This is a genomic window from Gilliamella sp. ESL1225 (genome assembly GCF_058502635.1).
In genome coordinates, this window is sequence record NZ_CP196358.1 from 89478 (window position 1) to 104520 (window position 15043).

The following is a 15043-nucleotide window of genomic DNA, read 5'->3' on the forward strand; positions in this document are numbered from 1 at the left end:
CCTTATTTTGATAAGTCAAAAAGGATGTAATAACTGAAAAATACAATCAACTAAAGTAGAGAAATTCATGTCGAACTCTTATGATTCTTCAAGCATCAAAGTTCTTAAAGGGCTTGATGCTGTCCGTAAACGTCCGGGTATGTATATTGGTGATACTGATGATGGTACTGGTCTTCACCATATGGTTTTTGAAGTTGTTGACAATGCAATTGACGAAGCATTAGCAGGTTATTGTACAAGCATTGATGTCACCATTCATCCTGATAATTCTGTTTCCATTCGCGATAATGGTCGAGGTATTCCAACTGACATTCATAAAGAAGAGGGGATTTCGGCTGCCGAAGTAATTATGACCGTTTTACATGCTGGCGGTAAATTTGATGATAATTCTTATAAAGTATCAGGTGGTTTACACGGTGTTGGCGTCTCAGTTGTTAATGCCTTATCGGACAAGCTTGAGTTAATTATTTATCGTGAAAGTAAAATCCATCAACAAATTTATCGCCTTGGTGTGCCTGATGCGCCATTAAAAGTCATCGGAGATACGACCGAATCAGGCACTTATGTTCGTTTTTGGCCTTCACCACAAACCTTTTCCAACATCGAATTTATTTATGAAATTTTAGCTAAGCGTTTACGTGAATTATCATTCTTAAATTCAGGTGTTGCCATTAATCTCACTGACGAACGCACAGGTAAACATGAAAACTATCATTACGCGGGTGGTATTCAAGCTTTTGTTGAATATTTAAATAAAAATAAAAATCCTATTCACCCTAAAATATTCTATTTTAGTACTGAAAAAGACAATATTGGTGTTGAAGTTGCTTTACAATGGAATGATGGTTATCAAGAAAATATCTATTGTTTTACCAATAATATACCCCAACGTGATGGTGGTACCCACTTAGCCGGATTCCGTGGCGCAATGACGCGAACTTTAAATAATTACATGGAATCAGAAGGATATAGCAAAAAAGCTAAAATTAGCGCAACGGGTGATGATGCGCGTGAAGGATTAATTGCGGTTGTATCTGTTAAAGTACCGGATCCTAAATTCTCATCACAAACTAAAGATAAATTAGTTTCATCAGAAGTTAAATCTGCTGTTGAATCGGTCATGAATGAAAAGCTCACCGAATATTTACTTGAAAGCCCGAATGATGCAAAAATTATTGTCGGTAAAATTATCGATGCCGCAAGAGCACGTGAAGCTGCCCGTAAAGCACGTGAAATGACAAGACGTAAAGGGGCGCTTGATTTAGGCGGATTACCGGGTAAACTTGCTGATTGCCAAGAAAAAGATCCTGCTTTGTCTGAGCTTTACCTCGTGGAAGGGGACTCAGCGGGGGGCTCGGCTAAACAAGGACGAAACCGTAAAAATCAAGCTATCTTACCGTTAAAAGGTAAGATCTTAAACGTCGAAAAAGCCCGTTTTGATAAAATGCTATCTTCACAAGAAGTTGCAACCTTAATTACGGCATTAGGATGTGGTATTGGTCGAGATGAGTATAACCCTGATAAAATGCGTTACCATAATATTATTATTATGACCGATGCCGATGTCGATGGCTCACATATTCGTACGCTTTTATTAACATTCTTTTATCGTCAAATGCCAGAAATCATTGAACGTGGTTATGTGTATATAGCACAGCCACCTTTGTATAAAGTGAAAAAAGGTAAACAAGAGCAATACATTAAAGATGATGATGCAATGACACAATTTCAAATTACATTAGCGCTTGAAGATGCTTCTCTTCATGTTAATGCTGATGCGCCGCCATTAGCAGGCCAAGCGTTAGAAAAATTAATTGCTGAATACCAAAAAGTTGAGAAATTAATTCAAAAAATGGAGCGTCGTTATCCTAAAGCATTACTTTCTGCACTGATTTACCACCCTGTTTTAACAGAAGATATGATGCAAGATAAGCAAAAGGTAATCGATTGGTCACAACAATTAGTTGATATACTAACTAGCCATGAACAACATGGAAGTACCTATAATTACAGTGTGATTTACAACGAACACCAGCACCTTTATATTCCGGTTATTAAAGTTAAAACACATGGTGTTGATTCAAGCTATGCTTTAGATCAAGTGTTTATTCACAGTAATGAATACCGCAATATTTGTCATTTAGGATCTCAGCTTTCTCATTTAATTGAAGATGGTGCTTATATTCGACGTGGTGAACGCCGCCAACCTGTCGATTCATTTGAAGAAGCCGTTGATTGGTTAATTAAAGAATCTCGTCGTGGACTGATGATTCAACGGTATAAAGGATTAGGTGAAATGAATCCTGAACAATTATGGGAAACAACCATGGATCCAAATAGTCGTCGAATGTTACAAGTAACCGTTAAAGACGCTATTGAAGCAGATCAATTATTTACAACTTTGATGGGTGATGAAGTTGAACCACGTCGCCTATTTATTGAAGAAAATGCGTTAAAAGCTGCGAATTTAGATTTTTAATATCTTTTGACTGTTCTTTTAAAATCTGGACAATTGTCCAGATTTTTTTATTTTTGTTTACTCACTAACACTCAATTAAACACCGCAATTTTATTGTTAGCTTAATTTTATTTATAAATGGCACTGATCGTAAATGTCATTTATATAATGATCATTTAGGAAAATACCCATAAAAAAAGCCTATAACCATTATGCTATAGGCTTTTTTATTAGTTAAAAAACGACCACCGTTTATTGATTAATACGACGTGTTAATTCAATAACTTTAAGTTTTGCTAGTGCTTTAGACAATTCCGCTGATGCTTCAGCAAAAGATTTATCCTTACTGGAATTTTGAATCTTTTCTTGCGCTTGTCTAACAGATTCTTGAGCTCTTGCCTCATCTAAATCTTCGCCACGGATCGCTGTATCAGCCAGAAGAATAACTTTTTTCGGTTGAACTTCTAAAATTCCTCCCGAAAGATAAATAAATTCTTCTTCATTATTTGCTTTAACAATCCCAACCATTCCAGGTTTTATCGTTGTTAATAACGGTGTATGACCAGGAAAAATACCTAATTCCCCTTCACTACCCGTTACCCTTATTCGCTGAACCTCACCTGAAAATAAATGAGCTTCAGCACTAACGACTTCTAATTGATAGGAAGTTAGTGCCATAATTCTCTACTCCTTTCAATAAATCCCTTAAAGAGATTTAGCTTTCTCAATGACTTCGTCAATTGAGCCAACCATATAGAATGCTTGTTCAGGAAGATGATCGTATTCGCCATTCATGATGCCATTAAATGCACTAATCGTATCTTTTAATGGAACATATTTACCTGGACTACCTGTAAATACTTCAGCAACGAAGAACGGTTGTGACAAGAAGCGTTGAATCTTACGTGCACGTGCAACAATCAGTTTATCGTCTTCTGAAAGCTCATCCATACCGAGAATCGCAATAATATCTTTTAATTCTTGGTAACGTTGTAAAATAGATTGTACGCCACGAGCACAATTATAATGCTCTTGCCCAACAACTAACGGATCTAATTGTCGACTAGTAGAATCAAGTGGATCAACCGCTGGGTAAATCCCTAATGACGCAATTTGGCGACTTAAAACAATCGTTGCATCTAAATGCGCAAACGTCGTTGCTGGTGATGGATCGGTTAAGTCATCGGCTGGTACATAAACTGCTTGTATCGAAGTAATCGAACCGGTTTTTGTTGAAGTAATACGTTCTTGTAATAAACCCATTTCTTCAGCAAGCGTTGGCTGATAACCTACAGCTGATGGCATACGACCTAATAATGCTGATACTTCAGTACCGGCTAAAGTATAACGGTAAATATTATCAATAAATAATAATACATCACGCCCTTCATCACGGAATTTCTCAGCCAGTGTTAATCCTGTTAACGCAACACGTAAACGGTTCCCTGGTGGCTCATTCATTTGTCCATAAACAAGAGATACTTTATCAAGAACGTTTGAATCTTTCATTTCATGATAAAAGTCATTCCCTTCACGAGTACGTTCACCAACCCCCGTAAATACTGAATAACCAGAATGTTCAATCGCAATATTACGGATCAACTCCATCATATTAACGGTTTTACCTACACCAGCACCACCGAATAAACCGACTTTACCCCCTTTTGCAAATGGGCAAATCAAGTCAATAACTTTAATACCTGTTTCAAGTAATTCAGTTGAATTGGCAAGCTCTTCATATGAAGGAGGATCACGATGAATTGGTAATGATTCAGGTGCATCAATTGGTCCTTCTTTATCAACAGGCTCACCTAGTACATTCATAATACGACCAAGCGTTTTAACACCAACTGGCACCTCAATGCCATGTCCTGTATTAACAACACTTAATCCACGTCTTAAACCATCAGATGATCCCATAGCAATACAACAAACAATGCCACCACCTAATTGTTGTTGGACTTCTAAAACTAATTTTTCAGTGCCTGTGTCGACTTCTAATGCATCATATATTTTTGGAACTGCATCTTCTGGGAATTCAACATCAACTACAGCGCCGATGATCTGGACAATCTTTCCAGTAGCCATTTTTAATCCTCTACGTCTTTATCTTAAAAATAAAAGCCAATAAATAAGCACTAACCCGATACAGCCGATGCGCCTGAAACAATATCAATTAATTCATTTGTAATCGCACTTTGACGTGCTTTGTTATATACAATTTGTAACTCATTAATTAAATTTGCACCATTATCTGTTGCTGCTTTCATTGCTACCATTCTAGCCGCTTGTTCACTCGCTAAATTTTCAACAACTGCTTGATAAACTTGCGATTCAATATAACGTCTTAAAATGATCTCAAATAAAGATTTAGCATCAGGTTCATAAATATAATCCCATGATGATTCCTTAAGTCCTTCATCATCAGATACAGATAACGGTAACAATTGCTGTATAACTGGCTTTTGTGACATGGTATTGATAAATTTATTGGTCACAATATATAATCTATCAATTTTGCCACTATCAAAGGCTTCCAGCATGGTTTTTACAGGACCAATTAGATCAGCTAATGTTGGTGTATCTCCTAAACCTGTCACTTGTGCCAAAATATTTGATTTTAGAGATGAAAAAAATCCAACACCTTGCGACCCAATAATAGCAAGATCGGAAGTAACTCCTTTTTTATGCCAATTTGACATATCCCCTAAAACCGTTTTAAACAGGTTAATATTTAACCCACCACATAAACCACGATCGGTTGATATGACAAGATAACCAACACGTTTAATTTCTCGTCCTGCAAGGTAAGGATGTTTTGCACCAACTTGAGCCAATGCTAAATGCCCTATCACATCACTAATCATTTCAGCATAAGGGCGGCTAGCAGCCATTCTATCTTGCGTTTTACGCATTTTAGAATTGGCTACCATCTCCATAGCTTTGGTAATTTTTTGCGTGCTTTGGATACTCGCAATTTTTGTTCGTATCTCTTTTGCATTAGCCATATTCTACCTCATGCTTACCATGTCTGAGTTGACTTAAAGCTTTCAAGTAATGTTTTAAGCTGATTCTCAATCTCATCATTATAATTGCCTGTTTCATCAATAAGCTTAACTAAATCAGCATATTGACTATGAGCATAAGCAAGTAATGCATCTTGGAAAGGTAGAACTTTAGCAAGCTCAACATCTTCAAGATAGCCGCGCTCTGCTGCATAAAGCGCTATAGATTGCTCAGCAACTGTCATTGGCGAATATTGCTTCTGCTTCAATAGTTCTGTTACTTTTTCACCATGACTCAATTGACTGCGTGTAGCTTCGTCAAGATCAGAGGCAAATTGTGAAAACGCAGCAAGTTCACGATATTGAGCAAGTGCTGTACGAATACCACCAGATAATTTTTTCATTATCTTAGTTTGCGCAGCACCCCCTACACGAGAAACCGAAATACCTGGGTTAACAGCAGGTCTAATACCCGCATTAAATAAACTTGTTTCTAAGAATATTTGTCCATCTGTTATTGAAATAACATTTGTTGGTACGAAGGCAGATACGTCACCGGCTTGGGTTTCAATAATAGGCAATGCCGTTAATGAACCTGTTTTACCTTTAACTTGTCCTTTCGTGAATTCTTCAACATAGCTTTCATTAACACGTGCAGCTCTTTCTAATAAACGAGAATGTAAATAGAATACATCACCAGGATAAGCTTCACGCCCAGGCGGACGACGAAGTAACAACGAAATCTGACGATAAGCAACGGCTTGTTTGGATAGGTCATCATAAACAATTAACGCATCTTGACCACGGTCGCGGAAATATTCACCCATTGCGCAACCTGCATAAGGGGCTAAATATTGTAATGCTGCTGATTCAGAAGCAGATGCAACCACAACAATCGTATTTTTTAACGCGCCATATTCTTCAAGTTTACGCACAACATTCGCAATGGTCGATTGTTTTTGACCAATCGCAACATAAATACATTTAACACCTGAATCACGTTGATTGATAATTGCATCAATAGCTAACGCCGTTTTACCTGTTTGACGGTCACCGATAATTAACTCACGTTGACCTCGACCAATTGGAATCATTGAATCGACAGCTTTATAGCCAGTTTGTAACGCTTGATCGACCGATTTACGATCGATTACGCCAGGTGCAACGACTTCAACAGGAGAAAAACCATCATGTTGTAATGCGCCTTTTCCATCGATCGGCTGACCGAGTGTATTAATGACACGACCTAATAGTCCATCACCGACAGGAACTTCTAAAATACGCCCTGTACATTGGACTTTCATGCCTTCAGAAAGATCTTGATACTCACCCATAACTACGGCACCAACTGCATCTCTTTCAAGATTGAGTGCAATCGCATAGCGATTTCCTGGTAATGCGATCATTTCGCCCTGCATCACATCAGTTAGTCCATAAATACGGAGAATACCATCACTAACAGATATGATAGTTCCTTCATTGTGAGCTTCTGTCACAACATTGAACTTATCAATCCGTTCTTTAATTAGTTCACTTATTTCAGTTGAATTTAGCTGCATTATCAGTCCCCTTAAGACTGGAGGGATTCATTTAAGCGATTTAAACGCCCTCGGATACTACTATCTATAACCATATCGCCCGAACGAATAATAAATCCAGAAATGAGCGATTTATCGATAGCACATTTCAAATTTACTTTTCGAGATAAACGTTTTTCGACAAAAGCAGTAATTTTATCTAATTGAGACTCAGAAAGAGGCTCTGCCGAAATCACTTCAACATCAGCCTGTGATTCTTTGTCTAATTTCATTTGCGCAAATAGTATTAATACTTGAGGCAAAAGAGATAAACGTTTATTTTCGGACATTACCTTAATAAAATTAGCGCCGTACTCATCAATTTCATTATCACAAATTTGGATAAATAATTTAGCAATAGAATCAGGTTTTGTGTCAGATAATAACAAACTGTTAATTTTTGGATCTTCACTCACTTTAGCGGCAAAGACCAACATATTAAGCCATGACTCTAAGCTATTTTTTTCTACTGCAAAGTCAAACGCTGCTTTAGCATAAGGACGAGCAATTGTAATTAAGTCAGTCATTGCTCATTTCCTTTTATAATTCAGCGACAAGTTTATCAATGATGTCGCTATTAGCGGCTTCATTAACTGAGCGTTCAATAATTTTTTCAGCACCAGCAATAGCAAGCATCGCAACTTTTTGCTTCAGCTCCTGTTGCATACGCTTACGCTCTGCATCAACTTCAGCAAGTCCTTGAGCAATAATACGTTCTTTTTCGCGTACTGCTTCTTGCTGTGCTTCATCAATAATAACGGCTTTACGTTTATTCGCTTGCTCGATGATGATATTTGCCTCAACCTTAGCCTTTTGCATGATATCAGTTGTATTTGCTTTGGCTAATTCCAAATCTTTTTTTGCTGTTTCTGCTGAAGCAAGACCATCGGCTATTTCTTTCTGACGCTTTTCAATCGCTTGAATAACCGGCGGCCAAATAAATTTCATGCAGAACCATACAAACAATACAAATGTAATGGCTTGACCGAGGAGAGTTGCATTCATATTCATGAGACAATTCCTCTTAAGTTGTTAATAAGGTTATGCAACCGCAAAAATAATATATAACGCGATACCCACACAAATCATAGGGATAGCATCGACTAGACCCATCACGATAAAAAATTGTGTTCTTAACATTGGCATTAGTTCAGGTTGACGAGCGGCGCCTTCAAGAAATTTACCCCCTAATAAACCAATACCTACCGCACCACCAATGGCAGCTAAGCCCATCATTATGCCTGCGGCAATAAATAACATACTATCCATTTTATACTCCAGTTAATTATAAAAAAATTTAAGGTTAATGATCATCTGTTGCCGATGCCATCGCAAGATAAACAATCGTCAACACCATAAAAATAAAAGCTTGTAAGGTGATTATCAAAATATGGAAAATCGCCCACGGTAAAGATAATGCCCATTGAAACCACCAAGGCAATAACGCTGCGATTAAAATAAAAATCAATTCACCCGCATACATATTACCAAATAGACGTAGACCTAAAGAAACAGGCTTAGCTAATAGACTTACTACCTCTAAAACTAAATTGATAGGAGCAAACGCCCAGTGATTGAAAGGATGAAGCGTATATTCTTTAATAAATCCTTTAATTCCCTTAAATTTAATGGAATAAATGATAATAAGAATAAAGACACCAAGTGCCATTGACATAGTCACACTTACATCTGCCGTTGGTACTACTCTTAAATGTTCAAAACCAAAAAAATATGTACCTAAAGATGGAAGAAAATCAATAGGAATAAGATCCATGAAATTCATTAAAAATACCCAAACAAAAACAGTTAACGCCAAAGGGCCAATTAACTTATTATTGCCATGGAACATATCTTTAACGGTATCATTTACAAATCCAAATAACATTTCGATAGCACATTGTAATTTACCCGGTACACCACTCGTTGCTTTTCTAGCGACAAGATAGAAGATCCCTAAAAACAAAACGCCTAATAGAATTGAAAAGAACATAGAGTCTAGATTTAATGACCAAAATCCAGTACCTTCATGTAAATTTTCAAGGTGATGCTTAATGTAAGCTTGTGGTGTCATTGGAGAGGAAACCGCCATAAAACCCTCTTGCCTAAAATTAATAATGAATTAAATTTATCTTTAATGAGATAAACTATCGTTTTAATAAAAATACGTGCGGTATTTTAACCCCACTAACCTATAGAAAGTCAATAAAAGATTCAGAAAATTTAAATGCAAGCATTTTTTTGATTAAATTTTTCTATCATAAATTATTATCATTATAAAAGATGTAGCGCCCTAACATATTGATAAAAAGCGGTTTTACCTTTCATATATAACTCGTATATAGCTAACAATTTGCCTTTACCGAAAGCGCAATTTTTTCAGCAAATTTTTTAACCTCATCTTCATTACTACCTTCAACCATTACTCTAATTAAAGGTTCTGTACCCGATTTACGTATAAGAACTCTGCCTTTATCATTTAATTCATTTTCGACTTGTTTGATAGTCTCAATCACATTAACGTTATTTAAAGGATCTTTATTGGCTTTAAATTGAACATTAATTAGTACCTGTGGCAACATTATCATACCTTGGCATAAATCTGCTAAAGACATATCATTACGCACCATTGCGCTTAAAACTTGTAAACCAGCAACGATTCCATCACCTGTCGTTGTTTTATCTAATAATAGAACATGACCTGAATTTTCTGCACCAAGACGCCAATTTCTTTCTATTAATTTTTCAAGCACATAACGATCACCTACATTGGCGCGGACAAATGGAATCCCCAAATTTTTGAGAGCGATTTCAAGTCCCATATTACTCATTAAAGTTCCAACCACACCACCTTGCAATTGACCATTACGTAAAGCCTCCCGAGCAATAATATAAATAATTAAATCACCATCAATTTTACGCCCTTTGTGATCAACCATAATAATGCGATCACCATCGCCATCCAATGCAAAACCTAGATTTGCCTTTTCTTCAATGACCTTCTCGGCTAATAACTTTACATTGGTTGCACCGCAATTTTCATTGATATTAACACCATCAGGCTCACAACCAAGTTTAATGACATCAGCGCCCAACTCTTGTAAAACTTGTGGCGCGATATGATAAGTTGCACCATTAGCACAATCGACCACAATTTTTAAACCCGCTAAACTTAAATTATGATCAAAAGTACTTTTACAAAATTCAATATAACGACCTGCAGCATCGGTTATGCGACTCGCTCGACCAAGTTGCTGGGATTCAACGCAATCAATTTCTTTTTGGAGTTCTTGTTCGATTTGCAGTTCAATAGCATCATCTAATTTTTTACCATCGGTCGAAAAAAATTTAATGCCATTATCATAAAATGGATTATGTGATGCCGAAATGACAACACCTGCATCAGCACGAAACGTTCGCGTTAAATAGGCAATAGCCGGTGTCGGCATAGGTCCAGTAAATGCCGCCGCAACACCTGCTGATGCAAAACCGGCTTCTAATGCAGATTCAAGCATATAACCAGATATACGCGTATCTTTACCAATAATAACCTTTTTTATACCATCTTTAGCTAATACTCGACCAGCTGCCCATCCTAACTTTAAAGCGAAATCTGGCGTAATTGGATATTGACCTACACGCCCACGAATTCCATCGGTGCCAAAAAATTTACGTTCTGACATTTATGTCTCCTACATTATTATTCACGATTATCATTTGCCAGTTTTAACATCGATTGGCTTTCTTTGATAAAACGCTGTGCATATTCTCCAAACCATGCTGTCACATCATTAAAACTGTTAATAAATTTTTCTTTATCGCCATTCTCGATTAATTCGATCATTTTACCAAAACGCTCATAATAGCGTTTAATTAATTCAATATTCTCGTTAGATGACAAAATAATATCAGCATATAATTGGGGATCTTGAGCAAATAATCGCCCAACCATCATAAGCTCTAAACGATAAATTGGCGAAGAAAGGGCAATAAGCTGTTCTAAATCAACATTTTCTTTTTGTAAATTAACACCATAAGTAAACGACGTAAAATGACGTAATGCTTGAATAAACGACATGCATTTATCATGTTCGTTTGCATCAATTGCATAAAGGTTTGCTCCCCAAATACGCATTTGTTCAATTAACCACTGATATTTATCAGCATCTCGACCATCACAATAAACAATAATTTGTTTCGCCAAATTGGGTACATCGGGTCCAAACATCGGATGTAAACCGACAACAGGCCCTAAATGTTGTCGTAACATCGCATCAAGCGGTTTTGCTTTAATTGAAGTAAAATCTGTTAAAATACAATCTTTTGGTAAAGGTGGAAGATTTTTAATAATCTCCTCGGTCTTATTAATCGGTACAGTAATAATGACAGCCGCTGCATCAGCTACCATCTCGGCGGCTTGATGCATATTTTTTGAACCGAGCGTTTTAACCTGATAACCTGACATAGTGAATAATCGGCTAAATAATCGCCCCATCTGCCCATTTCCACCAACAATGACAATACTACCCAGCCCTTGATAAAGTTTTTTAAAACTTCGATTATTCTCATGGTTATAAGATTCACGCATTAAACGACGTAAAATATCCTCAATAAGATTAGGCGATATTCCCTGTAATTCAGCATCTTTTCGTCGCATGCTGAGCATTCTTGCTTCACCCTTGGGATCATAAATAGGCATACCCAGCTCGCTTTTAACTTCGCCAACTTTACCAACTAAAGCTAATCGCTCACTAATTAATGATAAAATAGATTTATCAATAGCGTCGATTTCATCGCTTAAATCTAATAATTCCTTCGACATCGTTAATGTTTCCTTTATGATATAATATCAATCATAACAACTTTTGCAGTAATAACTTAACAGTATAACGTATTTTTGCTAGGATGAAATATCATGAACCTCTTTATAAATAGAATAAATTTACTATGAAAATTATCTCATTTAATATTAATAGTCTTCGCGCCCGTATTCATCAATTAGCCGCCATTATCGAAAAGCATCAGCCAGATGTAATTGGCTTGCAAGAAACAAAAGTCCATGATGATCAATTTCCACTTGCTGAACTTGAACAATTCGGTTATCACTTAAGTTATTATGGACAAAAAGGGCATTATGGTGTTGCAATTTTAACTAAACAAAAACCATTATCTGTAAAATATGGATTTCCAACTGACGACATTGACGCTCAGCGTCGCTTAATTATCGTTGAGCTTGAAACGCCGAAAGGCAATCTCACCGTTATTAATGGATATTTTCCACAAGGTGAATCATTACATCATGAAATAAAATTCCCAGCAAAACGTAAGTTTTATAAAGATCTTAATAATTATCTCGTTAAAAATCAATTAAGTGCTCAATTAACAATTATTATGGGTGATATGAATATTTGTCCAACTGATATTGATATTGGCATAGCGGATGTTAATCGTAAACGTTGGCTTAAAACAGGTAAATGTGCATTTTTACCAGAAGAACGTGAATGGATGAATAGCTTAATGTCTCTAGGATTTATCGATACCTATCGCAATGCACATCCCTCAACAACTGATTATTCATGGTTTGATTATCGCTCCCGTGGATTTGATACTAACACAGGTTTACGTATTGATCTTATTCTTGCAAGTCAAAAATTACTCGATTATTGCCAAAATACAGGCATTGATTATGATATTCGCGCCATGGAAAAACCCTCTGATCATGCTCCCGTTTGGGCGGAATTTAAATTAGAGTCATAAATAATCACTTACAAATAACTATGGGCGATATTAATGATGAATGATAATAAAATGAGTAATGACAAAGTCTTATCGGTCAAAGATCTGAATCAATTAGTTAAAGATTTACTCAGCGATGCGATTGGTCAAATTTGGTTAGTCGGTGAAATTTCAAATTTTTCTCGCCCTGCATCTGGTCACTGGTACTTTACGCTTAAAGATGAAACTGCCCAAATACGCTGCGCGATGTTTCGTAATACCAATTTTCGTACCGGTTTTATTCCACAAAACGGACAACAAGTTTTAGTTAGTGCCAATGTCACCCTTTATGAAGCTCGCGGTGAATATCAATTAATCATTGATAAAATGCAACCTGCTGGCGCGGGTCTTTTACAACAAAAGTTTGATGAATTAAAACAAAAATTAAAATCTGAAGGTTTATTTGATGAAATACATAAAAAACCTATACCTCAAAATACATGCGTTGTGGGTATTATTACGTCATCAACTGGCGCCGCTTTACATGACATTCGTCAAATATTAAGCCGACGTGATCCAAGTCTTAAGCTAATAATCTATCCAACACAAGTACAAGGTAATGAAGCAGCGAAACAAATTGCAAGTATGATTCAAACGGCTAATTTACGTCAAGAATGCGATGTTCTTATTGTCGGTCGTGGTGGCGGATCACTCGAAGATTTGTGGTCATTTAATGAAGAAGTCGTCGCCCGTGCTATTTTTGCAAGTCAAATACCAATAATCAGCGCGGTCGGTCACGAAATTGATTTTACTATTGCGGATTTTGTTGCTGATATTCGTGCCGCAACACCATCAGCTGCAGCTGAGCTTGTTAGTCACAATAAAAACGAACAAATTAAGCGCTTACAAGTCCATGAACAACAATTATCAATGGCGATGGATTATTTCATTGTAAGATATCGTGAAAAATTAGCTAAATTAAATCATCATTTACAGCTTGTCCATCCACAAACAAAATTAACCAAACGGCTTAACCACTTGCAAGTTAATCAACATGCATTAATGGCAAGTATTGAACATTATTTAATAAAACAAACAAATCGTTATCAATTATTAGAACGAAGACTTGCTAAAGAATCTCCACATAATAAAGTTATTTATTTCACACAAAGATTTACCCAATTACAACAGCAAATTCAGCATATTATTCAAAATAAACTTACTGCATCTAAACATTTATTAACACTACAAGCCACCCAATTAAATACAGTAAGCCCATTAGCTACGCTTGAGCGTGGTTATTCAGTTACGTTAAATCAAACAGATCATATAATACAAAATAGCCAACAAGTTAAAATAGGTGATCATATCGTAACACGTTTAAAAAAAGGAAAATTAATCAGTCAAGTAACACAAATCGAAAAATAATGCGATGGAAAGGCATTGGTTATTGCTGTCTATACATGCATAATAGTCAATGAATGTTGCATTAAAGAGCAACGATTATAAAAACAGTAGGATAACAGATGAAAAAATTAACAATCACAGCACTCTTATTATCGAGTATTTTAATGTTACAAGGCTGCGTTGCTGCAGTTCTTGGTTTTGGCGCAGGCAGCGCAGCAAAGATAGCGACCGATCCGCGAACAACGGGTACACAAGTCGATGATACGACACTCGATATGCGCATCAATAGCAAATTGAAAGACAACAAATCCGATTTCATTGGATCACGTATTATTGTCAGTACATACAATGGTAATATTCTTTTAACGGGTCAAGCAACCCATCAGCAAAGTCAAAAAGCAGCGCAAATAGTACAAGATGTTGATGGCGTTAAAAAAGTGTATAATCAACTTCGTCAAAGTAGCGTCGTTGGTTCAGGTACTATCGCAAACGATACTTGGATCACAACAAAAGTAAAATCGCAATTAATTGCTAATCCAAATACTAAAGCGCGTAAAATTAAAGTCGTAACCGAAAATAACGAAGTATTTTTAATGGGGATTGTATCAAAACAAGACGGTAAAGCAGCATCTCAAGTAGCGAGTAAAGTAGATGGTGTTAAATTAGTTACAACTTTGTTTACTTATGAAGATGATTAATTAAGCGATTTATACTTGTTAACATTGATTTAAATTTCTAATCTAATACAAAAAAGTGACGGTATTTGCCGTCACTTTTTTGTCTACTATGCTCTCTAGTCACATCAACAGAACATCTCATTAATTAATGAGATTCCATTTACAGAAAATCAGTTTCATCTTTCATTTCAATACATTATTAGAATT

General features: G+C 36.3%; 14 protein-coding genes. 4 read left to right on the top strand and 10 right to left on the bottom strand.

The window, feature by feature from the left end:
* Window positions 1-67 precede the first annotated feature (67 nt).
* The gene (gene gyrB / locus ACSYSW_RS00370) at window positions 68-2479 is read left to right on the top strand and encodes a DNA topoisomerase (ATP-hydrolyzing) subunit B (RefSeq protein WP_491705231.1); all 2412 of its coding nucleotides are present in this window, start codon (window positions 68-70) and stop codon (window positions 2477-2479) included.
* Window positions 2480-2710: 231 nt separating this feature from the next.
* Here the strand turns inward: gyrB and ACSYSW_RS00375 are convergent, their stop codons facing one another.
* The 10 genes from ACSYSW_RS00375 to tyrA form a co-directional block, all read right to left on the bottom strand.
* Window positions 2711-3136 (bottom strand): F0F1 ATP synthase subunit epsilon, encoded by a 426-nt coding sequence (locus tag ACSYSW_RS00375; protein ID WP_491705230.1) that lies wholly within the window; start codon window positions 3134-3136, stop codon window positions 2711-2713.
* A gap of 27 nt (window positions 3137-3163) precedes the next feature.
* Window positions 3164-4546: a F0F1 ATP synthase subunit beta gene (gene atpD, locus ACSYSW_RS00380; RefSeq protein ID WP_491705229.1), complete on the bottom strand. Its 1383-nt coding sequence runs from the start codon at window positions 4544-4546 to the stop codon at window positions 3164-3166.
* A 50-nt stretch (window positions 4547-4596) separates the two neighbouring features.
* On the bottom strand, window positions 4597-5466 hold the full coding sequence (gene atpG / locus ACSYSW_RS00385; RefSeq protein ID WP_491705228.1) for a F0F1 ATP synthase subunit gamma: 870 nt from the start codon (window positions 5464-5466) through the stop codon (window positions 4597-4599).
* A gap of 14 nt (window positions 5467-5480) precedes the next feature.
* Entirely contained in the window at window positions 5481-7022 is a 1542-nt protein-coding gene (gene atpA, locus ACSYSW_RS00390) for a F0F1 ATP synthase subunit alpha (RefSeq protein ID WP_491705227.1), read from the bottom strand.
* Between the two features lie 11 nt (window positions 7023-7033).
* Window positions 7034-7567, bottom strand: coding sequence for a F0F1 ATP synthase subunit delta (gene atpH, locus ACSYSW_RS00395; RefSeq protein WP_491705226.1), 534 nt, complete (start codon window positions 7565-7567; stop codon window positions 7034-7036).
* A gap of 13 nt (window positions 7568-7580) precedes the next feature.
* On the bottom strand, window positions 7581-8051 hold the full coding sequence (gene atpF / locus ACSYSW_RS00400) for a F0F1 ATP synthase subunit B (protein WP_491705225.1): 471 nt from the start codon (window positions 8049-8051) through the stop codon (window positions 7581-7583).
* 30 nt (window positions 8052-8081) lie between these two features.
* Window positions 8082-8309, bottom strand: coding sequence for a F0F1 ATP synthase subunit C (atpE, locus tag ACSYSW_RS00405; protein ID WP_491705224.1), 228 nt, complete (start codon window positions 8307-8309; stop codon window positions 8082-8084).
* 34 nt (window positions 8310-8343) lie between these two features.
* Window positions 8344-9111 carry a F0F1 ATP synthase subunit A gene (gene atpB / locus ACSYSW_RS00410; protein WP_491706136.1) on the bottom strand — a complete coding sequence of 256 codons (768 nt, stop codon included), beginning with the start codon at window positions 9109-9111 and terminating at the stop codon, window positions 8344-8346.
* A gap of 271 nt (window positions 9112-9382) precedes the next feature.
* Window positions 9383-10720, bottom strand: coding sequence for a phosphoglucosamine mutase (glmM, locus tag ACSYSW_RS00415; protein ID WP_491705223.1), 1338 nt, complete (start codon window positions 10718-10720; stop codon window positions 9383-9385).
* Between the two features lie 17 nt (window positions 10721-10737).
* Complete coding sequence (gene tyrA / locus ACSYSW_RS00420; protein ID WP_491705222.1) at window positions 10738-11859, bottom strand: bifunctional chorismate mutase/prephenate dehydrogenase; 1122 nt, start codon at window positions 11857-11859, stop codon at window positions 10738-10740.
* Between the two features lie 125 nt (window positions 11860-11984).
* On the opposite strand from tyrA, the gene xthA reads away from it, so the two are divergent.
* The 3 genes from xthA (at window position 11985) to dolP (ending at window position 14857) form a co-directional block, all read left to right on the top strand.
* Complete coding sequence (xthA, locus tag ACSYSW_RS00425; protein ID WP_491705221.1) at window positions 11985-12794, top strand: exodeoxyribonuclease III; 810 nt, start codon at window positions 11985-11987, stop codon at window positions 12792-12794.
* Between the two features lie 36 nt (window positions 12795-12830).
* A complete protein-coding gene (xseA, locus tag ACSYSW_RS00430; protein ID WP_491706135.1) occupies window positions 12831-14180 on the top strand; it encodes an exodeoxyribonuclease VII large subunit in 1350 nt (449 codons plus the stop codon).
* A gap of 98 nt (window positions 14181-14278) precedes the next feature.
* Window positions 14279-14857, top strand: a complete 579-nt coding sequence (dolP, locus tag ACSYSW_RS00435) for a division/outer membrane stress-associated lipid-binding lipoprotein (protein WP_491705220.1) — start codon at window positions 14279-14281, stop codon at window positions 14855-14857.
* The last annotated feature ends 186 nt before the right edge of the window (window positions 14858-15043 follow it).

What these genes read in the sequence shown, in the direction of transcription:
- gyrB (WP_491705231.1), top strand. Translation starts at nt 68, where the DNA reads ATGTCGAACTCTTATGATTCTTCAAGCATCAAAGTTCTTAAAGGGCTT.
- ACSYSW_RS00375 (WP_491705230.1), bottom strand. Translation starts at nt 3,136, where the DNA reads ATGGCACTAACTTCCTATCAATTAGAAGTCGTTAGTGCTGAAGCTCAT.
- atpD (WP_491705229.1), bottom strand. Translation starts at nt 4,546, where the DNA reads ATGGCTACTGGAAAGATTGTCCAGATCATCGGCGCTGTAGTTGATGTT.
- atpG (WP_491705228.1), bottom strand. Translation starts at nt 5,466, where the DNA reads ATGGCTAATGCAAAAGAGATACGAACAAAAATTGCGAGTATCCAAAGC.
- atpA (WP_491705227.1), bottom strand. Translation starts at nt 7,022, where the DNA reads ATGCAGCTAAATTCAACTGAAATAAGTGAACTAATTAAAGAACGGATT.
- atpH (WP_491705226.1), bottom strand. Translation starts at nt 7,567, where the DNA reads ATGACTGACTTAATTACAATTGCTCGTCCTTATGCTAAAGCAGCGTTT.
- atpF (WP_491705225.1), bottom strand. Translation starts at nt 8,051, where the DNA reads ATGAATATGAATGCAACTCTCCTCGGTCAAGCCATTACATTTGTATTG.
- atpE (WP_491705224.1), bottom strand. Translation starts at nt 8,309, where the DNA reads ATGGATAGTATGTTATTTATTGCCGCAGGCATAATGATGGGCTTAGCT.
- atpB (WP_491706136.1), bottom strand. Translation starts at nt 9,111, where the DNA reads ATGACACCACAAGCTTACATTAAGCATCACCTTGAAAATTTACATGAA.
- glmM (WP_491705223.1), bottom strand. Translation starts at nt 10,720, where the DNA reads ATGTCAGAACGTAAATTTTTTGGCACCGATGGAATTCGTGGGCGTGTA.
- tyrA (WP_491705222.1), bottom strand. Translation starts at nt 11,859, where the DNA reads ATGTCGAAGGAATTATTAGATTTAAGCGATGAAATCGACGCTATTGAT.
- xthA (WP_491705221.1), top strand. Translation starts at nt 11,985, where the DNA reads ATGAAAATTATCTCATTTAATATTAATAGTCTTCGCGCCCGTATTCAT.
- xseA (WP_491706135.1), top strand. Translation starts at nt 12,831, where the DNA reads ATGAATGATAATAAAATGAGTAATGACAAAGTCTTATCGGTCAAAGAT.
- dolP (WP_491705220.1), top strand. Translation starts at nt 14,279, where the DNA reads ATGAAAAAATTAACAATCACAGCACTCTTATTATCGAGTATTTTAATG.